The organism is Leucobacter chromiiresistens, assembly GCF_001477055.1.
GTDB lineage: Bacteria > Actinomycetota > Actinomycetes > Actinomycetales > Microbacteriaceae > Leucobacter > Leucobacter chromiiresistens_A.
Genome location: NZ_LDRK01000022.1, coordinates 1 through 20,087 on the forward strand (window position 1 = coordinate 1; position 20,087 = coordinate 20,087).

General features: G+C 70.2%; 21 protein-coding genes and 2 tRNA genes. 10 read left to right on the top strand and 13 right to left on the bottom strand.

What is annotated here, in order from left to right; genetic code table 11:
* Window positions 1-167: 167 nt before the first annotated feature.
* The gene (locus NS354_RS04785) at window positions 168-896 is read left to right on the top strand and encodes a hypothetical protein (protein WP_058593461.1); all 729 of its coding nucleotides are present in this window, start codon (window positions 168-170) and stop codon (window positions 894-896) included.
* Between the two features lie 43 nt (window positions 897-939).
* Here NS354_RS04785 and NS354_RS04790 read toward each other — a convergent pair whose 3' ends face one another.
* A complete protein-coding gene (locus NS354_RS04790) occupies window positions 940-2,373 on the bottom strand; it encodes a purine-cytosine permease family protein (protein WP_058593462.1) in 1,434 nt (477 codons plus the stop codon).
* Window positions 2,374-2,461: 88 nt separating this feature from the next.
* Between NS354_RS04790 and NS354_RS04795 the strand changes: the two genes are divergently transcribed.
* Window positions 2,462-3,097, top strand: coding sequence for a TetR/AcrR family transcriptional regulator (locus NS354_RS04795; RefSeq protein WP_058593463.1), 636 nt, complete (start codon window positions 2,462-2,464; stop codon window positions 3,095-3,097).
* A 73-nt stretch (window positions 3,098-3,170) separates the two neighbouring features.
* Here NS354_RS04795 and NS354_RS04800 read toward each other — a convergent pair.
* Window positions 3,171-3,243, bottom strand: a tRNA-Ala gene (locus tag NS354_RS04800).
* A gap of 74 nt (window positions 3,244-3,317) precedes the next feature.
* On the opposite strand from NS354_RS04800, the gene NS354_RS04805 reads away from it, so the two are divergent.
* The gene (locus NS354_RS04805) at window positions 3,318-3,944 is read left to right on the top strand and encodes a LysE family transporter (RefSeq protein ID WP_058593464.1); all 627 of its coding nucleotides are present in this window, start codon (window positions 3,318-3,320) and stop codon (window positions 3,942-3,944) included.
* 64 nt (window positions 3,945-4,008) lie between these two features.
* Window positions 4,009-4,080, top strand: a tRNA-Lys gene (locus tag NS354_RS04810).
* 87 nt (window positions 4,081-4,167) lie between these two features.
* Here the strand turns inward: NS354_RS04810 and NS354_RS04815 are convergent.
* On the bottom strand, window positions 4,168-4,353 hold the full coding sequence (locus NS354_RS04815) for a CsbD family protein (RefSeq protein WP_010156265.1): 186 nt from the start codon (window positions 4,351-4,353) through the stop codon (window positions 4,168-4,170).
* Between the two features lie 302 nt (window positions 4,354-4,655).
* Between NS354_RS04815 and NS354_RS04820 the strand changes: the two genes are divergently transcribed.
* Both NS354_RS04820 and NS354_RS04825 read left to right on the top strand, forming a co-directional pair.
* Window positions 4,656-5,285, top strand: a complete 630-nt coding sequence (locus NS354_RS04820) for a hypothetical protein (RefSeq protein ID WP_058593465.1) — start codon at window positions 4,656-4,658, stop codon at window positions 5,283-5,285.
* Window positions 5,286-5,514: 229 nt separating this feature from the next.
* Window positions 5,515-5,964: an acyl-CoA thioesterase gene (locus NS354_RS04825; protein ID WP_082677900.1), complete on the top strand. Its 450-nt coding sequence runs from the start codon at window positions 5,515-5,517 to the stop codon at window positions 5,962-5,964.
* 217 nt (window positions 5,965-6,181) lie between these two features.
* Here NS354_RS04825 and pstB read toward each other — a convergent pair whose 3' ends face one another.
* From pstB to NS354_RS04865, 8 genes are all read right to left on the bottom strand, one after another.
* Entirely contained in the window at window positions 6,182-6,961 is a 780-nt protein-coding gene (pstB, locus tag NS354_RS04830) for a phosphate ABC transporter ATP-binding protein PstB (protein WP_010156268.1), read from the bottom strand.
* A 41-nt stretch (window positions 6,962-7,002) separates the two neighbouring features.
* Window positions 7,003-8,124 (bottom strand): phosphate ABC transporter permease PstA, encoded by a 1,122-nt coding sequence (pstA, locus tag NS354_RS04835; RefSeq protein ID WP_058593466.1) that lies wholly within the window; start codon window positions 8,122-8,124, stop codon window positions 7,003-7,005.
* The gene (gene pstC / locus NS354_RS04840) at window positions 8,124-9,062 is read right to left on the bottom strand and encodes a phosphate ABC transporter permease subunit PstC (protein ID WP_058593467.1); all 939 of its coding nucleotides are present in this window, start codon (window positions 9,060-9,062) and stop codon (window positions 8,124-8,126) included. The genes pstA and pstC overlap by 1 nt, the downstream gene beginning before the upstream one ends.
* 100 nt (window positions 9,063-9,162) lie before the next feature.
* Window positions 9,163-10,266 (bottom strand): phosphate ABC transporter substrate-binding protein PstS, encoded by a 1,104-nt coding sequence (gene pstS / locus NS354_RS04845; protein ID WP_058593468.1) that lies wholly within the window; start codon window positions 10,264-10,266, stop codon window positions 9,163-9,165.
* A gap of 138 nt (window positions 10,267-10,404) precedes the next feature.
* On the bottom strand, window positions 10,405-11,358 hold the full coding sequence (locus tag NS354_RS04850; RefSeq protein WP_058593469.1) for an NUDIX hydrolase: 954 nt from the start codon (window positions 11,356-11,358) through the stop codon (window positions 10,405-10,407).
* Window positions 11,355-13,484, bottom strand: a complete 2,130-nt coding sequence (locus NS354_RS04855) for an RNA degradosome polyphosphate kinase (RefSeq protein WP_058593470.1) — start codon at window positions 13,482-13,484, stop codon at window positions 11,355-11,357. Before NS354_RS04855 ends, NS354_RS04850 begins: the two co-directional genes overlap by 4 nt.
* Window positions 13,481-14,410 carry a mycothiol synthase gene (gene mshD, locus NS354_RS04860; RefSeq protein WP_058593471.1) on the bottom strand — a complete coding sequence of 310 codons (930 nt, stop codon included), beginning with the start codon at window positions 14,408-14,410 and terminating at the stop codon, window positions 13,481-13,483. The genes NS354_RS04855 and mshD overlap by 4 nt, the downstream gene beginning before the upstream one ends.
* Entirely contained in the window at window positions 14,407-15,078 is a 672-nt protein-coding gene (locus tag NS354_RS04865) for a winged helix-turn-helix transcriptional regulator (protein ID WP_058593472.1), read from the bottom strand. Before NS354_RS04865 ends, mshD begins: the two co-directional genes overlap by 4 nt.
* A gap of 119 nt (window positions 15,079-15,197) precedes the next feature.
* Here NS354_RS04865 and NS354_RS04870 point away from each other — a divergent pair, with 119 nt between their 5' ends.
* The 3 genes from NS354_RS04870 to NS354_RS04880 all read left to right on the top strand — a co-directional run bounded on the left by NS354_RS04870 (window position 15,198) and on the right by NS354_RS04880 (window position 17,630).
* On the top strand, window positions 15,198-15,494 hold the full coding sequence (locus NS354_RS04870; protein WP_058593473.1) for a hypothetical protein: 297 nt from the start codon (window positions 15,198-15,200) through the stop codon (window positions 15,492-15,494).
* Window positions 15,495-15,680: 186 nt separating this feature from the next.
* A complete protein-coding gene (locus NS354_RS04875; RefSeq protein ID WP_082677901.1) occupies window positions 15,681-16,820 on the top strand; it encodes a YgfZ/GcvT domain-containing protein in 1,140 nt (379 codons plus the stop codon).
* Window positions 16,821-16,883: 63 nt separating this feature from the next.
* A complete protein-coding gene (locus tag NS354_RS04880; RefSeq protein ID WP_058593474.1) occupies window positions 16,884-17,630 on the top strand; it encodes a phosphoglyceromutase in 747 nt (248 codons plus the stop codon).
* A gap of 89 nt (window positions 17,631-17,719) precedes the next feature.
* Here NS354_RS04880 and NS354_RS04885 read toward each other — a convergent pair whose 3' ends face one another.
* Window positions 17,720-17,908 carry a DUF3073 domain-containing protein gene (locus NS354_RS04885; RefSeq protein ID WP_010156282.1) on the bottom strand — a complete coding sequence of 63 codons (189 nt, stop codon included), beginning with the start codon at window positions 17,906-17,908 and terminating at the stop codon, window positions 17,720-17,722.
* A gap of 127 nt (window positions 17,909-18,035) precedes the next feature.
* Between NS354_RS04885 and NS354_RS04890 the strand changes: the two genes are divergently transcribed.
* Window positions 18,036-18,665 (top strand): hypothetical protein, encoded by a 630-nt coding sequence (locus NS354_RS04890; protein WP_058593491.1) that lies wholly within the window; start codon window positions 18,036-18,038, stop codon window positions 18,663-18,665.
* A gap of 52 nt (window positions 18,666-18,717) precedes the next feature.
* Here NS354_RS04890 and NS354_RS04895 read toward each other — a convergent pair whose 3' ends face one another.
* Window positions 18,718-20,022 (bottom strand): DUF445 domain-containing protein, encoded by a 1,305-nt coding sequence (locus NS354_RS04895; protein ID WP_058593475.1) that lies wholly within the window; start codon window positions 20,020-20,022, stop codon window positions 18,718-18,720.
* Between the last annotated feature and the right edge of the window lie 65 nt (window positions 20,023-20,087).

Sequence of the window (20,087 nt, forward strand, 5' to 3'; positions counted from 1 at the left end):
GGGACCACGGGGGTGCCGCAGGGGGTGCGTCTCGAGGCGACGGCTCGGGAGGCGGTCGGGCATGAGCGGCTTCTGCGAGCGCGCAGAAGCGTCAGGACGCGGAGCGTCGAGCCGCGCTCGCAGAAGCGGAGGCAGAACAGGTGCGTGCGGAGATTCGCGCTCGACAGATGCAGCGCAAGCAGGCGGCGGTCGAGCGTTCGGCGAAACTGCGCAGGCCGGTGGCGCGGCGCGTGCGCGCGACCGCGGCGCTCGGAGCGCTGCTCGGACTTGTGGGGCTGCTCGTCGGGGCGGGGTTCGCGATCGGGGGGAGCGGGCCATCTCTGGTGATCGGCGCCGCACTGCTCTTCGCCGCGTCGAGCGGAGCGCTCGTGCTGCTCGCCCCGGGCCGCGCCCGCGTGCGCGCGGTGCCGGCCGAGCAGGTCACCACGGCCATCGCGACCGCGGTCGTCGAGTCGGCGCCGCAGCACGTCGCCGCACCCGACACGGCCTCCGACGCAGCCGCAGCGGCGGCGCACGCGGAGGCGCAGCGCGCCGCCGCCGAGCGCATCGAGCTCGCCCGAGCCCGCGCCCGGGCGCGCGCCGAACGGCCGGCGCCGCAGGAGAACCAGACGGACTCGATGCTGCTCCGCGAGGTGCGCAGGCAGCTCGCGCAGGCCGCTGAGGCGACCCCCGACCCGCGCGCGGCGGCGGCGTCGGCCGCAGCCGAGGAGCAGGCGCGCCAGCAGGCACAGGCGGCGGATGAGGCTCGGGTGCGCGAGCAGGCCCGTCAGCGCGAGCTGCGCGCTCAGCAGCAGGAGGCGAGCAACCGGCTCCGCAGCATGGGCGTGGTCGGCGACACCGCCGCGGGCATGCCCGATCTCGACGCCGTACTGCGGCGGAGGCGCAACGCCGGCTGAGCGCAACAGCGATTCGCCGACGTCTCAGCGATCCGCCGACGTCTCAGCGGACCGCTGCACGCTCCCGGCGTATTCCGCGACGGGCGAGCACTGCGTACAGCGCCGCGGACACGATCACGCCCACCGGAGCCGAGAGATCGATGAAGCCGAGCGCGACGGCGATGGGGCCCGTCCACACGTCCGTTGAGACGCAGAGCGCCGCCGCGACGCCGCCCGCGACCACCGCGATGAGCCCCGCCGCGCCGAAACCTCCGCGGAACCAGTAGGCAGCGCCGGGCCGCTCGTCGAAGAGGGCGAGGCCGTCGTAGCGGTTGCGGCGCAGCACGACATCGGTGGCGTACACCGCCATCGTCGGCGCCGAGATCACGATGAGGAACTGCAGCATCAGGTTCACCGCGCCGAGCAGACTGGTCGAGAGCACGAGCACGATCGTGAAGCCGGTGCCGAGGGCGCCGATGAGGATGGCGGAGGGGATGCGCCTGATCGGCACCCCGATCGACTGGAACGCCATGCTCGCGGTGTACGTGGTCATACCGTTGAGGGCGATCGTGTTGACGATGACGCCGAGCACGAATACCGGTCCGAGCCAGCCGGGCAGCAGCTCGAGGAGCACGTACTCGATGCCCTGCTCGGCCGCAGCCGGAGTCACGATGGTGCCGAGGAGCGCGCCGACGGAGACGAGGACGATACTGGGCAGCGCGCCGCCCAGACCGGTCGCCGCGATGATGCTGCGCGCAGACGTGTGGCGCGGCAGGTAGCGCGCGAGGTCGGCGCTGTTCGAGTATGAGAGCGGGGTGGATGCGAGGATCGCGAACCCGATCGAGAGGCTCGACCAGAGCGCTGCGCCCGAGAGGGGCTCGGGCTGCGCGAAGCCGAGATCGATCCGCGGCAGGATGCACGCCGTCACCGCGACGAAGATCAGCGTGAGACCGGTGGTGACCCAGGTGTACGAGCGGAGGATCATCCCATGGCCGAAGACGGCGATGAGCACGGTGCAGGCGGAGACGGCGATCGACACGAGGATGAGCGCGGTCAGCCGATCCGGGAACCCCCATCGCATGAGCAGCTCCGCTCCCATGAACGACGAGGCGACCCAGTTCAGGGCGAGGAACACTCCCGAGATGAACCAGCCGTACACCGCGATCACGATCCTGTTGCCGCGCACGCCGTAGATCGCGCGCTGGATCACGGAGCCGGAGGTGCCCGCCGCCGGGCCGCTGATCGCCACGACTCCCGGGAGCGCCCAGAGCAGCTGCGCGGCGACGATCACGAGGACGGCCTGCCAGATCTCGAGGCCCAGCAGCAGCGTGAGCGACGCTCCGATGGTGAAGCTCAGCACGCTCACGTTCGGGGCCGCCCAGACCGCGAACAGGCTGCGCGCGCGGCCGTGCCGTTCAGTCTCGGGCACCAGGTCGATGCCGCGGGTCTCAGGGCGCGAGGCCCGGTCGGCGGATTGCAGCGGGGGCGATTTCGGCATTGAAATCCTCTTTCGGTCGGGAGATTCCGACCACTATTGAAACATACTTCAATAGCGCGCGGTATCGGCATCTCGTAGACTGCCGAGCATGGGGGCACGCGCGGGCACGTCGAGGAGCCGCGAGACGCCCGCCCGGCGGCGCGAGCAGATCCTCGACCACGCCGCCCGCATCGCGATCGCGCACGGCCTCGAATCGGTCACCCTGCGCGCGGTCGCCGAGCCCCTCGGCGTGCAGCCGAGCCTCGTGCACCACTACTTCTCGTCTTCGGAGGCGCTCGTCATCGCAGCGTTCGAACGGGCGATCGCGAGCGAGCGAAGCGGCCTCTTCGACTCGGCCGGCACGCCCACCCGGCGTCTCGCCACGATGATCCGCCGGGTCGAGAGCGGCGACGCGATCCACCTCGCCCGATTCTGGCTCAACGCGCGCAACCTCTCGCGATTCCGCCCCGAACTCGCGCGGTCCGTCGCCGAGCAGGAGCGGCTCGACCGCGACGCGCTGGTGGCGATCCTCCGTGAGGGCGTCGCGAGCGGCGAGTTCGCGTGCCCCGATCCGCTCGTCGCCTGCATCCGGATCTTCATCGCCATCGACGGCGTCGGCGCCTACGCGAACGATCTCGAGGACTTCGCGCACGCTGCCTTCCGCCACTTCGTCACCGACGTCGCCGCGTGGGCCGTGGGTGTCGCGCCCGAGGGCCTGCGCCGGGAGGTCGACGCCGTGGCGTGAGCGCGGGGGTGGCGGCCGACTGGAGCCGCAACGCACAAGGTCTCGACTCCCGTGGAGTCGAGACCCTGCTCGGTGGATCTGAGGGGAATCGAACCCCTGACCTTCTCATTGCGAACGAGACGCGCTACCAACTGCGCCACAGACCCTGACAGCGTCTGAGTCTAGCAGGCGAACCGCGCCCGACGAAAATCGAGCACCCGCGCGCCGCTACACTGTGCTGGTGGCTCCCGCGATCTGGCTCTCCCTGCTCGCCGCCACCGTGGTCATCTGCATCACCCCCGGAGCGGGCGCCATCAACACCATGTCGAACGCGCTCGCGGTCGGCTGGCGTCGATCCATCTGGGGCGTGCTCGGTCAGGAGCTCGCGCTGCTCGCCCACATCGTGATCGTCGCGGCGGGCGTCGGCGTGCTGGTCGCGAACACCCCCGCGCTGTTCAACGCGATCCGCTACATCGGCGCGGCGTACCTCGTCTACCTCGGCGTGCGTCTCATCTTCACGAAACCGCAGCCCCCGGCCGCCGACGCCGAAGGCGCCCGCCGCGCCACCACCCGGACCGCGATGCTCCGCCGCGGATTCTGGGTGAACCTGCTCAACCCGAAGGCCATCGTGTTCTTCCTAGCCTTCATCCCGCAGTTCATCGACGTCGACGCCCCGATCCTGCCGCAGTACCTGATCCTCATCGCCACCGCTGTCGGCGTCGACGTGATCGTGATGTGGGGATTCTTCGCGGTCGCCGCGCGCCCCTTCCGGCGCTACACCGAGACGGCTCGCGGGCAGCGCGTGCTCAACTCGGTGTTCGGGGCGCTCTTCGTGGGCGTCGCGGCGCTCCTGCTCTTCATCCACTGACCCCCGATCGGGGGCCTTGCCCCGATGAATCGGGGTGCCCCGATCCGCTAAGCTGATCGGGTTGGCCCCTATAGCTCAGCGGTAGAGCTACGGACTTTTAATCCGCAGGTCGTAGGTTCGATCCCTACTGGGGGCACCGAAGAATGGCAGCGCAGCAGCGCGACGGCAGCACGAAGGCCCGGCACCCCGTGAGGAGTGCCGGGCCTTCGCGGTACTGCGACGTCTAGTTGTCGAAGACATCCTTCGCAGAATCCTTGGCGTTCGCGCCGGCCTGCTTCATGTCTCCCTTGGCCTGATCGAGCTTGCCCTCGGCGACCTTGCTGTCGTCACCGGTCACCCGGCCTGCGGCCTCCTTGGCGTTGCCCTTCAGCTTGTCTCCTGCTGCCGAAATCTTGTCCGATGCACTCATGCAATCCTCCTTCGATGTTGGGGCCGATTCCCGAAGAATCGGGAACACGATCCACAGTGCCATCTCTGACCGGCTGAGCCGAGGGGGTTGCGCATCCGACGCCGAGTGTGAATCATCGGGAGCTTCCAGAATACGCTCGCGGTCCGCGGGTTCGCTGTGCGCGACGGGGCGGCCAGCGGCGTAGACTCGCGTGGTCCGCGATCCGCGCCCGCGATCCCGCGGCACCCCCGCCGCCCGCCCGCCGCGTCCGCAGCAGCACCGCAAGCAGCACCCCCGCCAGCAACCCACCGCGAAAGAGGCCGATGTCACGCGACCACCAGCGTCCCATACTGCAGCCCAGCTTCACCTTCGACTGGATCATCGGCTCGGACGAGCCGGAAGCCGCCCGCCGCCTCGCTCAGGAGACGTCGTGGGCGCTCCTCGATCGGGTGCGCAGCGTCGCCGACCCCGACGTGGTCGAGCGCGTCGTCGGGCTCGCCTCGGGAACCGGGCTCGACGACATCGCCGAGCTCTGGGCGGGGGAGAGCGCGCACTCGCTCGCCGGTGCGCTCTGGCGTCTGTACCTGCTGCGCCGCGTGGTCGATTCGGATCCCGAAGGATCAGCCGACCTCTTCAGGCGCGGCGCGGCCGCTGCATCGACGATCGACCCGGTCGTGGCCGGCGCGGCCGAGCCCGTCACCCCCGGCTCGATCGCGGAGCTCTGCGATACGATCCTGCGCGGCGTCTTCACGGGGGATCTCGGTGGAGCGCTGGATCGCGCAGCGAGCTACTGCCGCATCATGTCGCTCGGCGCCGCCGACCTCGCCGACGCGCGCGACCTGCACGACGATGCGCACGCCGCCGAGCTGACGACGCGCTCACTGCGCTACTCGACCTTCGCGAGCGACCTGCACGCCGGCGCGCGCCGGTGGCGCGACGGCACGCTGTCGTAGGCGTTCGCCGTCCGCTGACGGCGCGCCGATGCGGCGTCGCCGGCCTGCGCTACACTGGTTTTCGCCGGGCCGCAGTAACCCCGGGCTCCAATTTTCGCCGCTTCGAGCGGCCTTCCGCCGAGAGGCGTTTCTGCGGCTCGGTCTTTTCGTGTGCGGCGCTTCCGGCGCCGGGCACTCGCGTCGCACGCCGTTCTCGTTCTCGAAACGCACCCGTCTTAAGCTCGGATGCATGAGATCTCAGTACGCGCACGCAGACGGCATCAACTTCTCCACGCGCAAGTGGGTGCGACCGGAAGACATGAACGCGAACGGCTCGCTCTTCGGCGGCAGCCTGCTGCGCTGGATCGATGAAGAGGCGGCCATCTACGCCATCATCCAGCTCGGCAACCCGCACGTCGTGACGAAGCTCATCTCGGAGATCAACTTCGAGGCGTCGGCGCGCCAGGGCGATCTCATCGAGATGGGACTCGTCGCCACGGAGTTCGGCCGCACGTCGCTCACCATGCGCGCGGTGGTGCGCAACATGATCACGCGGAGGACGATCCTCTCGATCGAGCGCATCGTCTTCGTGAACATCGGCCCCGACGGGGTTCCGGTGCCGCACGGCTACACGGAGATCACGTACGACCGCGACCGGATGCCGCACGCCGACGAGATGCCGAACCGCGACGAGGCGTGATCGCGGCGGCGGTGCGCCGCCGCCTGCCGCCGTCCGTCGCACACCCGCCGCCCGTCGCACACCCGCCGCGCGCCCGCTGAGCCCGAGGGTTTCGCCTGAGCGCGAGGGTTTCTCGCCGTGATATGTCGGCAGCCTCGGGCGAAACCCTCGGGCTCGGCGACACAGCGGCTCGGCGACACAGCGGCTCGGCGAGAGAGGCGCCCGCCGCCGCCCGATCTCAGCCGAAGCGGCCGGAGACGTAATCCTCGGTCGCCTGCACGGAGGGGGTCGAGAAGATGGTGGAGGTGTCGTCGTACTCGATGAGCTTGCCGGGCTTGCCGGTGCCCGCGATGTTGAAGAACGCGGTGCGGTCGGAGACGCGCGAGGCCTGCTGCATGTTGTGGGTCACGATGACGATCGTGTACTCCTGCTTCAGCTGGTCGATGAGATCCTCGATCGCGAGCGTCGAGATCGGGTCGAGCGCCGAGCAGGGCTCGTCCATGAGGAGCACCTCGGGCGACACCGCGATGGCGCGCGCGATGCAGAGGCGCTGCTGCTGGCCGCCCGACAGGCCGGAGCCGGGCTTGTCAAGGCGATCCTTCACCTCGTTCCAGAGGTTGGCGCCGGTCAGCGACTTCTCGACGAGGGCGTCGGCGTCGCCCTTCGACATGCGGCGGTCGTTGAGGCGCACGCCGGCGAGCACGTTGTCGCGGATCGACATCGTGGGGAACGGGTTGGGGCGCTGGAAGACCATGCCGACCTGCCGGCGCACGAGCACGGGATCGACGCCCGCGCCGTAGAGATCCTCGCCGTCGAGCAGCACCTCGCCCTCGACGCGCGCGCCGGGGATGACCTCGTGCATGCGGTTCAGCGTCCGCAGGAAGGTCGACTTGCCGCAGCCCGACGGGCCGATGAACGCGGTGACGCTGCGGGGCTCGATGTTGATCGAGACGCCCTCGACCGCGAGGAACTTCGAGTAGTAGACGTTGAGGTCTTTGACCTCGATGCGCTTCGACATGGTGGTTCTTTCGTTGGGAGTCTGCGGGGGAGGGGAGCGGCTCAGCGGCCGGTCTTGGGGGCGAACCAGCGGGCGATGAGGCGGCCGAACAGGTTGAGCGCCATGACGATGAGGATCAGGGCGAGCGCGGCGGCCCAGGCGCGGTCGACGAACGCCTGAGCCGGATTGCCCTGGTTCATGAACTGCGTGTACACGTAGACCGGCAGCGACTGCATGCGGTCGGAGAAGAGGCTGTAGTTCATCGACGCGGTGAAGCCGGCGGTGATGAGCAGCGGCGCCGTCTCGCCGATGACGCGGGCGATCGACAGCATGATGCCGGTGGTGATGCCCGCGATGGAGGTGGGCAGCACGACCTTGGTGATGGTGCGCCACTTGGGCACGCCGAGCGCGTACGAGGCCTCGCGCAGCTCATTGGGCACGAGGCGCAGCATCTCCTCGCTCGAGCGGACGACGACGGGGATCATCAGCACCGAGAGCGCGACGGCGCCGACGATGCCCATGCGCACGCCCGGACCGAGGAAGAGCGCGAAGGCGGCGTAGGCGAAGAGGCCGGCGACGATGGAGGGGATGCCGGTCATCACGTCGACGAGGAAGGTGATGGTCTTCGCGACCCGCCCGCGCCCGTACTCGACGAGGTAGATCGAGGTCATCAGGCCGAGCGGCACGGAGATGATCGTCGCCGCGAGCGTGATGAGCAGCGTGCCGACCATGGCGTGCAGCGCGCCGCCGCCCTCACCGGTCACGTTGCGCATCGAGGAGTTGAAGAACTCCGCGTCGAAGCGCGCGAGACCGTTCGAGACGACGGTGATCGCGACCGACACGAGCGGCACCATGGCGAGCAGGAAGGCGCCGGTCACGATCGCGGTGATGAAGCGATCCATGGCCTGGCGCGAGCCCTCGACCGCGGCCGACATGATCGTGATCACGGCGACGTAGGCGATGGCGGCGATGAGCACGGAGCCGACGACGGAGAAGTCGTCGCCGGAGGAGGCGGCCAGCAGGCCGAAGAGCGCGAACGACGCCGCGAGGCAGCCGGCGAGCACGAGCCACGGAGTGGGGCGCGTCAGCCGGTTGCCGGCGAGCGAGGAACCCGCGCGAACGGGGCGGACGGTGATGGCCACGGAGGTGGTCCCCTCTTGTTTCGATTCGGTCTGCTGGAGCATCAGTTCGCCGCGGAGAACTCGGCGCGGCGGCTGACGATCCAGCGGGCGAGCGCGTTGACCAGGAAGGTGACGACGAACAGGATGAGGCCGGTGGCGATGAGCACGTTGACGTTCTCGCCGTAGGCCTCGGGGAAGGAGAGGGCGATGTTCGCCGCGATCGTCGAGGGGTTCTCGGAGGTGAGCAGCTTGAAGGTCACGAGGCCGGTGGCCGAGAGCACCATGGCAACGGCCATCGTCTCGCCGAGGGCGCGGCCCAGGCCGAGCATAGCGGCGGAGATGATGCCGGGCCGGCCGAAGGGCAGCACGGCCATGCGGATCATCTCCCAGCGGGTCGCGCCGAGCGCGAGCGCCGCCTCCTCGTGGAGCACGGGGGCCTGCAGGAAGACCTCGCGGCAGATCGCCGTCATGATCGGCAGGATCATCACGGCGAGCACGAGCGCGGCGGTCAGGATGGTGCGGCCGGTGCCGCTGACGGTGCCGCTGAAGAGCGGGATCCAGCCGAGGTAGGTGTTGAGCCACTCGAAGACGGGTCGCGCGGCGGGGGCGAGCACCCCGATGCCCCAGAGGCCGAAGACGACGCTCGGCACGGCGGCGAGCAGGTCGACGATGTAGCCGAGCACCTGCGCGAGCTGGCGCGGCGCGTAATGCGAGATGAAGAGGGCGATGCCGATCGCGAGCGGCAGCGCGATGAGGAGTGCGAGGGCGGCCGCCCAGACGGTGCCGAACACGAGCGGGCCCACGTACGACCAGAAGTTGCTGGTGAGCAGCGAGGCGCTCTCGTCGGTGGCGACGAATGCGGGGATGCTTTGCACGATGAGGAAGATCGCGACGGCCGCGAGCGTGACGAGGATCATGCTGCCCGCGAAGACCGCGGAGCGCGAGAAGACGCGGTCGCCGAGGCTGAGCACCGGCTTGGCGGGGGCGGAAGTGACGGTCACTGAGTCTCCGAGGTCTGGGAGGGGTACTGGGAGGATCGCCGGGGGGCGATCAGCGGCGGGTGGGGGCGCGGTGCGACCGCGCCCCCACCCGCCTGCACGATCAGCTGATCGAGTCGATCGCGGTCTGCACCTGGCCGCGGAGATCCTCGGAGATCGGGGCGTTGCCCGCGGATTCCTGAGCCGCGTTCTGGCCCTCCTCGCTGACGATGTAGCTGAAGTACGACTTCACGAGCTCGGCGTTGGCTGCGTCCTCGTACTCGGCGCAGCCGATGAGGTAGCTCACGAGCACGATCGGGTAGACGCCCTCCTCGGTGGAGGTGCGGTCGAGGGTGATCGCGAGGTCGCCCTCGGTGCGGCCCTCCTCCATCGACGAGGCGTCGACGATCGCGGCTGCGGCCTCGGGGGAGTAGGGCACGTACTCGTCGCCGACCTTGATGTCGACGGTGCCGAGGTCGCCGGCCTGCGACGCGTCGGCGTAGCCGATCGTGCCGGTGCCGTTGGAGACGGCGCTGACGACGCCCGAGGTGCCCTGGGCGCCCTCGCCGCCGAACTCGGTCGGCCAGGTCTCGATCGACCCGACGGTCCAGTCGTCGGCGGCCGCGGCTGCGAGGTACTCGGTGAAGTTGCCCGTAGTGCCCGAGTCGTCGGAGCGGTGCACGGCGGTGATGTTGCTGTCGGGCAGCTCGACGTCGGGGTTCTGATCGGCGATGGCCGGATCGTTCCAGCTGGTGATCTCGCCCGAGAAGATCTTCGCGACGGTGGGCGCGTCGAGCTTGAGCGAGTCGACGCCCTCGATGTTGAAGATGACGGCGATGGGGGAGATGTAGGCCGGGAACTCGACGATGTCGCCGGTGGCGCATCCGTCGAAGGGCCCGGCCGAGATCTCATCCGTCTTGAAGGCGCGGTCGGATCCGGCGAAGGCGCTCGCGCCCTGCTGGAAGGTCTCGCGGCCCGCGCCGGAGCCGGAGGGCTCGTAGTTCACCGTGACGTCGGGGTTGGCGGTCTGGAAGCCGGCGACCCAGACCTCCTGCGCCGAGCCCTGCGAGGAGGCGCCGGCGCCGACGAGTTCGCCCGAGAGGCTCGAGGTGGCACCCGAGTCTTCGCTTCCGGAGGCGCTGCCCCCTTCATTGGCGGCGCAGGAGGTCAGCGTGAGTGCAGCAATACCGCCGATGGCGGCGATCTTGGCGATTGCGGAGAGCTTCACTTGAGATTGATCCAATCTGGAAACGGATGGGGTGATGGCCTCGAACGACCACAGCACCACGCTAAGCATCCTGCATGACGCGGGGTCTGCCAGAGGGTGAACAACAGGTGAACTCGCCCCGTCCGACGCGTGCGCCGATCAGTGCTTCAGCGGATACGTCTCGACGGAGAGGATGCCGGCCCCCGGGTGTCGCCGCGACAGGTGGAACACGGAGAAGCCGGCGGTCGGCAGTGTCGCGGCCTCCTCCAGGTAGGCGCCGAGCTCGCTTCCGGTCGCGAGGGCGAGCTCGCGGGCGAGGTCGGGGAGCACGGGCCGGTGGCTGCAGAGCAGCGCGTCCTTGCCCCGGGCGACCACGGCGGAGACGAGCGCGCGCAGACCGTCGAGCTCGCCCGCATCCCAGGCGTCCTGGCTGATGGCGTCGGTCTGGCGCACCGCCTTGCGCCGCCGGTGCGCGTACGGTGCGATGGTGTCGACGCAGCGCGTGGCCGTCGAGGTGTGGAGGCGGCGGGGCCCGAAGGCGTCGAGGATGGGCACGAGAGCTGCGGCCTGCGCCCGGCCGAAGTCGGTGAGCGGGCGCAGGTGATCGGGTTCGTCGCTCTGCGCGCGCGGGAGCGCCTTGCCGTGTCGCAGCAGGGTGACGGAGAAGCTGTCGATGAGGTCGCGGGCCGCGAGCTTCAGGAACACGTCGAAGAGCTCCCGATCCGCGGCGTAGGTGAGCTGGTCGCGCACCTCGTCGACGGGTACCCACGCGATGGCGTCGACCTCGGCGTTCGCCTGGAACGCGAGCTCGCGCACGGTGCGCTGCGGCACGTGCGCCGCCCAGTACTGCACGGTCTTGCGGCGGTTGCCGCTGAGGTCGTAGCGGATCGTGCCGAGGTGCTGGTCGAGCCGCACCTTCAGCCCGGTCTCCTCGCGGGTCTCGCGCACGGCCGCCTGCGGCAGGCTCTCGCCCGGGTCGAGCTTGCCCTTGGGGAAGGAGACGTCGCGGCGCTTCGGCCGGTGGATGACGAGCACGAGCACCCGCTCGCTCCCGTCGCTGCGGGTCTCCCGGGTCCAGCAGACCGTGCCTGCAGCGAATACCTCCTCCGTCACCGGGCTCTCCGCGCGCGCCGCGCTTCGGTGCGATCCTGCATGACGAGATCCTGCAGGTCGGGCAGCGGCTCTCCGGCCTCGTTCGTCACCGTGCGGTGCCAGCTGCCGTCGGGCAGCATGCGCCACGAGGAGACGTCGTCGCTGAACGCGTAGTCGAAGAACCGCGAGATGCGCTCGAGATGGTCTCGCTCGTCGAGGCGCACGAGCACCTCGATGCGGCGGTCGAGGTTGCGATGCATGAGGTCCGCGCTGCCGATGAACACCTCGCGCTCGCCGCCGTTCTCGAACGAGTAGATGCGCGAGTGCTCGAGGTAGCGGCCGAGCACGGAGCGCACGCGGATCGTGTCGGAGAGCCCGGGAACCTCCGCCCGGATCGAGCAGATGCCGCGCATCCACACGTCGATCGGCACACCGGCCTGGCTCGCGCGGTACAGGGCGTCGATGATGGCCTCGTCGACCATCGAGTTGCCCTTGAGGCGGATCCCGCTCGGGCGGCCGGCGCGCGCGTGCTCCGCCTCCCGCTCGATGCGCTCGAGCAGCCCGCTGCGCAGCTGCAGGGGGGCGACGAGGAGCCGGTCGTAGTCGGTCTCGATGGCGTACCCCGAGAGCACGTTGAAGAGCTTCGTCACATCGCGGCCGACCTCGGGCGAGGAGGTGAAGAGGCCGAAGTCCTCGTAGATGCGACTGGTCTTCGGGTTGTAGTTGCCGGTGCCGATGTGGCAGTAGTGCGCGAGTCGGCCGCCCTCCTCGCGGATCACGTGCACGAGCTTGCAGTGCGTCTTGAGCCCGACGAGCCCGTAGACGACGTGCACGCCGGCCTGCTCGAGCTTGCGGGCCCACGTGATGTTCGCCTCCTCGTCGAAGCGCGCCTTGACCTCGACGAGCGCGAGCACCTGCTTGCCCGCTTCGGCCGCCTTGATGAGGGAGGCGACGATGGGGCTGTCGCCGGAGGTGCGGTAGAGGGTCTGCTTGATCGCGAGCACGTCGGGGTCGGTGGCCGCCTGCTCGACGAAGGCCTGCACGCTGGTCGCGAACGACTCGTAGGGGTGGTGCACGAGCACCTCGCGGCGGGCGATCGCCGAGAACGTGTCGAGCTTGTCGCTCGGCGTGTTCACGCGGAACTGGGGGTGCGTCACCGGGATGTGCGGCTTGAACTTCAGGTCGGGCCGCGCCACGCGGGTCAGCGCGAAGAGGCCGCTGAGGTCGAGCGGCGCCGGGAGCGTGTAGACCTGCTGCTCGTCGATGTCGAACTCGCGCACGAGCAGGTCGAGTGTCGCCTCGTCCATGTCGTCGGAGATCTCGAGGCGGATGGGCGGGCCGAAGCGGCGCCGCAGCAGCTCCTTCTCGAGCGCCTGGATCAGATTCTCGGTCTCGTCCTCCTCGATCTCGACGTCCTCGTTGCGCGTGACGCGGAAGACGTGGTGGTCGATGACCTCCATGCCGGGGAACAGGCCGTCGAGCTGATTCGCGATGAGCTCCTCGAGCGGGATGAACCGCACGTCGTCGACGCTCTCGCGGCCGTCGACGCGCACGTAGCGCGGGATCATCTGCGGCACCTTGAGTCGGGCGAACTCGATCTTGTCGGTGTTCGGGTTGCGCACCCGGATCGACAGGTTCAGCGCGCGCCCCGAGATGTAGGGGAACGGGTGCGCCGGGTCCACGGCGAGCGGCATGAGCACGGGGTAGATGCGCTGCTCGTAGTAGTCGGTGAGGATCTCGCGATCCGCGTCGTCGAGCTGCTCCCAGTCGACGATCTTGATACCGGCCTCCGCGAGAGCGGGCTGCACCTGGCCGCGGAAGCACTCCGCGTGGCGCAGCTGCAGCTCGTACGCCCGGCGGTTGATGTTGGCGAGCACGTCGGTCGGCGCGCGCCCCACGTTGGTCGGCACGGCGAGGCCGGTGACGATGCGGCGGCGCAGCCCGGCGACGCGCACCATGAAGAACTCGTCGAGGTTCGCGGCGAAGATCGCGAGGAAGTTCGCGCGCTCGAGCACGGGCGTCGACGCGTCCTCCGCGAGCTCGAGCACCCGCTGGTTGAAGTCGAGCCAGCTCAGCTCGCGGTCGATGTACCGATCTGCGGGAAGCCCGGACAGCACATCGGTGTGGTCGCGCGGTTCATCGTTCATGGGACCATTGTGGCACCGGGCACCGACTCCGGGGCGGTTCTCCACTGGCGGCTGCGTGAATCGACGGTGAACCCCGCGCGCTCGTACATGCGCACCGCGCGCTCGTTCTCCCCGTCGACGTAGAGCGTGACACGGCTGGGCCGGTGCTGCGCCATGCGGATCAGGGTGGCGTCGAGCAGCAGCGCGCCGAGGCCCCGGCCCGCGTATTCGGGTCGCACGCCGACCGCGTAGAGCTCGGTCTCGACCTCGGGGCCGTGCAGCGTCTTCACCCAGGTCGATCCGGCCGCTTCGCCGGTCTCGTCGATGAGCAGCAGCAGGTCGTCGGGGTCGAACCACTCCTCGGCGCGCATGAGTGCGAAGTCGGCTTCGGTGACGCGCCCCTGCTCGGGGTGGGTGGCGAACGCCGCCGCATTCGCCCGCACCCAGCGCGCCGCATCTTCGGGCTGCTCGGGGTCGAAGGCGCGCAGTTCGAAGCCCGCGGGGGCGTGGAGCGCGTGCAGCTGCGCGTCGTGCGGCGGGAGCAGCGCCGGGTCGAGCGCCATCCGGTAGAGCGATCGCACCGGGGCGAAGCCGGCTCGTGCGAGCAGCGCCTCGGCTGCGGGGTTCTCCCCGTGCGCCCATGCGAGCGCCGACCCGTCGCTCTGCGCGAGCAGCTCGGCGAGTGCGGCGGAGCCGTACCCCTGCCCGCGGGCGTCCGGGCGCACGACGAGGTCGATCTCGCCCTGCCCGGCGATGCCGACCGCCACCGGGGCGTCGTCGGCGCCGACGCGGAAGAGGCGGAGGGAGCGCTCGCCCTGCGCGGCCGCGAGCATGGCCTGATCCGAGACGGGGGAGAGGCCGTCGTGCTCCTCGGCCGCCGCGATCAGGCGACGGGCGAGCTCGAAGTCGGACGGGCGGGCTGCGGCGTGCGACTCGAGATGCGTCATTCCGGCTCTTCCTCCTCGATGCGAGCCCGCGCGAAGCCGTACCCGACTCCGCGAACCGTGCTGATCAGGCCCTCGTGTTCGCCCAGCTTCGCACGCAGACGCCGCACGTGCACGTCGACCGTGCGCGTGCCGCCGAAGTAGTCGGTGCCCCAGACCTCGCTGAGCAGCTGCTCGCGGGTGAAGACGCGGCCCGGGTTGCCGGCGAGGAAGTGGAGCAGCTCGAACTCCTTGTAGGTGAGGTCGAGCGGGCGGCCGAACAGGCGAGCGGTGAAGTTCGACTCGTCGATGATCACGCCGGCCGCCTGCACCGCCGCGGGCTGCGGTGCTGCCTGCGGCCGTTCGAGCAGTCGGAGGCGCAGTTCGATCTCGACGGGGCTCGCGGTCGGCAGGAGCAGCTCCTGCACGCCCCATTCGGGCGTCAGCGCCGTGAGTGCGACCTCGGGCAGGATGACGACGCGCGGGGTCTCGCTGCCGTCGACCATGCTGAGGCATGCGGCTCGGGCGCGGCGCGCATCGAGGGTGCCGTCGATGAGCACGGCGTCGAAGCGGTCTGCCATGGTCTCGGGCACCCGGAGCGAGAGCGGGGAGGTGCGCACGTCATGCGGGAGCAGATCGAGCCCGGGCAGCGAATCCGCCGGATCCCGGTCTGAGAGGCAGAGCAGCTGCATCGTCGTCCCCTCCTCGTCTCGTGGCCTGCACCAAATAGTACTGCGCGGCCTGTTTCGCCCCCGTTTCGCGCGTGTTTCACGGCGGTCGCAGCGTACGGCGCGTGTGGAAGAATGGCCTGATGACCGAGACGACGCCTGAAGCCGCGGAGATGCCCGAGGCGCACTCCTGGCATGTGCCGCGGCTGATCGCGGCGTGGGTCGCCGCGGCCGTCATGGGCGTGCTGGTCACGCTGCTCACCGAGGCCGACGACCGCTTCTCGTGGCTCGTGCTCGCGGTGGGGGTCTCGACACTCGTCACGTTCGCGCTGCAGCTGGGCACGGCGCAGCGCGAGGGGTTCATCACCCGGGTCTCGTTCAGCGTCGCGGGTTCGGTCGTCATCATCGCGATCATCGACGTCATCGGGCTGATCGTCTAGCCGAGACGCGGCGTCGCGCGCGATGTAGACTGGCCCCATGCTTCTCGCACTCGAACTCTTCTACCTCGGTCTCCTCGGCCTCGCCTCGCTCTCGATCGCGTGGGTCTCCGGCACGGTCATCTACAAGCTCTACAAGGGCCAGCGCTGAGCGTTCACGAGATCGGAACCGGGGGCGGCGAGCACCCCGTGAACCCGTTCGCGGCGCTCCCGGGTCGCATCGCCGACCCCGAAGCGGGGGTCGCATGGCACTACGGCGAACCGCTGAGCGAGCAGCGCGCCCTCGAAACGGGTGCGGCGGTGGTCGACCTCTCGCACCACGGCATCGTCGTGGTGTCGGGGCCGGATCGCCTGAGCTGGCTGCACTCGATGACGAGTCAGCACCTCCTCGCCCTGCGGCCCGGCGAGAGCACGGAGACCCTGCTGCTCGACGCCAACGGACGCATCGAGCACGCGGCCCGCGTCGTCGACGACGGCGAGCGCACCTGGCTGCTGGTGGACGCAGGATCGGCGGAACCGCTCGCGGCCTTCCTCACTCGGATGCGATTCGCGCTGCGGGTCGAGGTCGAGGATCGCAGCGGCACGCACGCGGCAGTGCTGGCGTTCGACGGGCGGGTTGCTGACGCGGTGCGCGCGCTCGGGCCCGCGGTCGAGTGGCGCGACCCCTGGGCGGAGGTCGCCCGCGGCGGGGTGCAGTACGCACGCACCGAGACGGAGCATGCGGGGGCGCAGTGGTCGGCCGTCCAGTTCGTCTTCGCGCGCGAGCGCCTGGTCGACGTGGTCGGGCTCGTGCGCTCCGGGGCCGTGCGCGCTGCGGGGCTGCTCGCACTCGACGCCCTCGAGGTGCGCGCGTGGCGCCCGTCGCAGGCGGGCGATGTCGACGAGCGCTCCATTCCGCATGAGCTCGACTGGATGCGCACCGCGGTGCACCTCACGAAGGGGTGCTACCGGGGGCAGGAGACCGTCGCGAAGGTGCACAACCTCGGCCACCCGCCGCGCCGGCTCGCGCTGCTGCACCTGGACGGCACTGGCGGGGAGCTGCCGGTGGCCGGCGCGCTCGTCTTCGCCGGTGCGGGATCGGCGACGGAGCCGGGCGCACGGCCCGTCGGGCGCATCACGCGCGCCGCCCTGCACCACGAGTGGGGCGGCATCGCGCTCGCGCTGCTCAAGCGCTCGGTGCCCGAGGACGCTCCGCTGGAGGTGCGCGGCGGCGCCGAGGGGAACGATCCGCAGGCGGATCCCGGCGAGCCGATCGCGGCCGTGCAGGAGGTAATCGTGCCCGCGAGTGCGGGTGCGGCGCGCGCCGTGCCGCGGTTGAAGCGGATCTGACCGCCGCCCGGCGGCGCTCCTCGGCACGGCGAGCCATGCCCGTCTCCCCATAGACTGGGGCGCATGACGAATACGTTGATCCTGCTCCGTCACGGGCAGAGCGAGTGGAACCAGAAGAACCTGTTCACCGGTTGGGTCGATGTGCGCCTCACCGACCAGGGGCGTGCGGAGGCGGCGCGGGGCGGCGAACTGCTCGCCGAGGCGGGCCTGCTGCCCGACGTGCTGCACACCTCGCTGCTGAGCCGCGCGATCCAGACGGCGCACCTCGCGCTCGACAGCGCAGACCGTCTCTGGATTCCCGTGCGCCGTTCGTGGCGGCTCAACGAGCGCCACTACGGCGCACTGCAGGGTCTCGACAAGGCGGAGACGCTCGCGAAGTACGGCGAGGAGCAGTTCATGGAGTGGCGCCGGTCGTTCGACACGCCGCCGCCCGCGCTCGACGACGCGAGCGAGTGGTCGCAGGCGAACGACCCCCGGTACGCCGGCATCGACGGCGAGCGGCCGCGGACGGAGTGCCTCAAAGACGTGATCGCGCGCATGCTGCCCTATTGGGAGCAGAGCATTCTGCCCGACCTGAACGCCGGCAGCACAGTGCTCGTGACGGCGCACGGCAACTCCCTGCGTGCGCTCGTGAAGCACCTCGACGGGATCTCCGACACCGACATCGCGGGCGTGAACATTCCGACGGGCATGCCGCTCGTCTACGACATCGCGGCCGACGGCACGCCCGCAGGGCCGGGCCGGTACCTCGACCCCGAGGCCGCCGCCGCGGGTGCCGCTGCCGTGGCCGCGCAGGGCAAGGGGGCCTGAGTCGACCGGCCCCGAGGCGACGAGTAAGGGCCCCTCCGGTGGAGGGGCCCTGACTCATTGCGACGAAGCGGCGAACGATGCGTGGAGCGTCAATCCTCGTCGTCGTCGTCAGCGTTGTACTTGCTGGCGTACTCCGCCCACGGGTCCTCTTCGCGCACGCGCGACGCCTCTGCTGCTGACAGTTCCTGTTGCAACGCAGAATAGTTCGTGTCGGGGCTGAAGTACTTCAGCTCCCTGGCGACCTTGGTGTGCTTTGCCTTCTGACGGCCGCGCCCCATGCGTGACCCCCTTACACAGTCGGGCCCCGCGAGTTCACCCCCGAGGCAGATACCAGTTCATAGACGTATGGTGCAGATTCTAGCATGATGAACCCGCCCCACGGATGCAGCGCGTTAGCATGTGGGCATGCCATCCATGCGCGCTCGTCCCACTCGAATCGTGCTCGTCGCGCTCCTCGCCGTCGCCGCCCTCGCGCTCATCGCGGCCGTCGCCGTCGCCGCCCCCATCCTGCTGCACCGCAGCGCCGGAGGGTCGGGCCAGGAGGTGCCGTCGGGCACGGTGTCGGAGACCACCGCGCGCGGCGCCGACGGCCGCGTCAGAGTGCTGTCGGCGAGCGATGAGGATGGACCCGCCGACCTCGGATCGATCGAGGCGGGGCAGGAGCTCCGCATCGACGGATCGGGGTTCGATGCCGGGATCGGCATATACGTCGCCGTCTGCGCCATTCCGGAAACGGCGGGCGAGAAGCCGGGGCCCTGCCTCGGCGGGATTCCGGAGGGCGCCGAGTCGGGTGACGTCGACACCAGCCGGTTGACGAGCGCGTGGGTGACCGACGACTGGGCCTGGCGGAACTTCGCCACGCACCGGTACGCGGACGCCGAATCGGGGAGCTTCTCCGTCGCGCTCACCATGCCCGACCCGAGCGGCGAGGGCCTCGACTGCCGCCAGACGCGGTGCGCGATCGCGACCCGCGCCGACCACACCGCGAGCGCCGATCGCGTGCAGGACCTGCTGCTCCCCGTCGTCTACCGCTGACGCGCTCCGCGCCGTCTCCCGCCGACGCGCGCCGCGCCGCCCCGTCCGCCGCTCAATGGGAGACGCCGGCGAGCGGCGCCACCACCCACGTGGCGACCGCGTAGATCGTCAGGCCGGCGAGCGAGCCCACGACCGTGCCGTTGATGCGGATGAACTGCAGATCCCTGCCGACCTGCAGCTCGATCTTCTCCGCGGCCTCGCGCGCATCCCACCGCTGCACGGTCTCCGAGATGACGTTCGCGAGATCATGACGGTACGTGCGCACGAGACGCTCCACCACCTCCATCACCCAGACGTCGATCTTGTACTGGAGCGTCGCATCCTCCTGCAGTTTGCCGCCGAAATCCTCTGCGGCGCGCACCATGCGCACGCGCAGGTCGCTCGCCGGATCCTCGAGCATCTCGACGAGCGCCGCCCGGGCGGTGCGCCAGGTGCTCTGAGCGAGCGCTCGGATGCGCGGGCTGTCGAAGACGCCGTGCTTGAACGCCTCCAGCTGCCCCTGCAGCCGCTCCTGCGTCTGCAGGTCGCCCGCGAGATCGGCGAGGAACTTGCTCACCGCGATGCGGAAGGGGTGGTCGCGCTCCGCGGCGACGCTCTGCACGAAGCGCACCGCCTCCGCGTGCAGCCGATGGTCGACGAACCGGTCGACGATGCCCGGCATCCAGGACGGCAGGCGCGACGACACGACCCGGTCGAACGCGTCGGGGTGCTCGACCAGCCACCCCTCGAGGCGCTCCGCCGCGATGTCGAGCAGCGCCTCGTGGTGGCCGCCCGACACGAACGACTCTGCGGCTCGCCCGATCAGCGGGCTCCACTCGGGGTCGATCACGTGCCGCCGCACGAGCACCTCCACGAGCTCCTGCACGTCGTCGTCGTCGAGCACGGCCAGCGTGCCGAGGCCGGCCGAGGCCGCCATCGCGCTCACCCGCTCGGCGTTGCGGCGATCCGACAGCCACTCGCCGGCCCGCCGCGCGCCGCTGATCTCGGCGAGCTTGCCGTGGACCACCTCGTCGGCCAGGAAGTTCTCCTCGACGAACGAGCCGAGCCCCTCGCCGATGTCGTCCTTCTTCTGCGAGATGAGATTGGTGTGCGGAATCTTGAGCCCGAGCGGGTGCCGGAAGAGCGCGGTGACCGCGAACCAGTCGGCCAGTGCGCCCACCATGCCGCCCTCGCTGGCCGCGCGCACGAACCCCCAGCCCGGGTAGCGCGCCTGCAGGATGAACGACACGACGAACACCACGGCCATCGCGATGAGGAGACCGACGGCGATCGCCTGCATGCGCCGGAGCTCGTCGAGGCGCTGGAAGTCTGCGGGGGAGACGGCACCGAGCGTTCGGCGGGTGCGGGGCTGCGGCATTCCAGTATTATCCCCTCTGCACCGCAGCCGGGGCCAGCGAACGCCTGCATCGCCGAAGCGGCCGC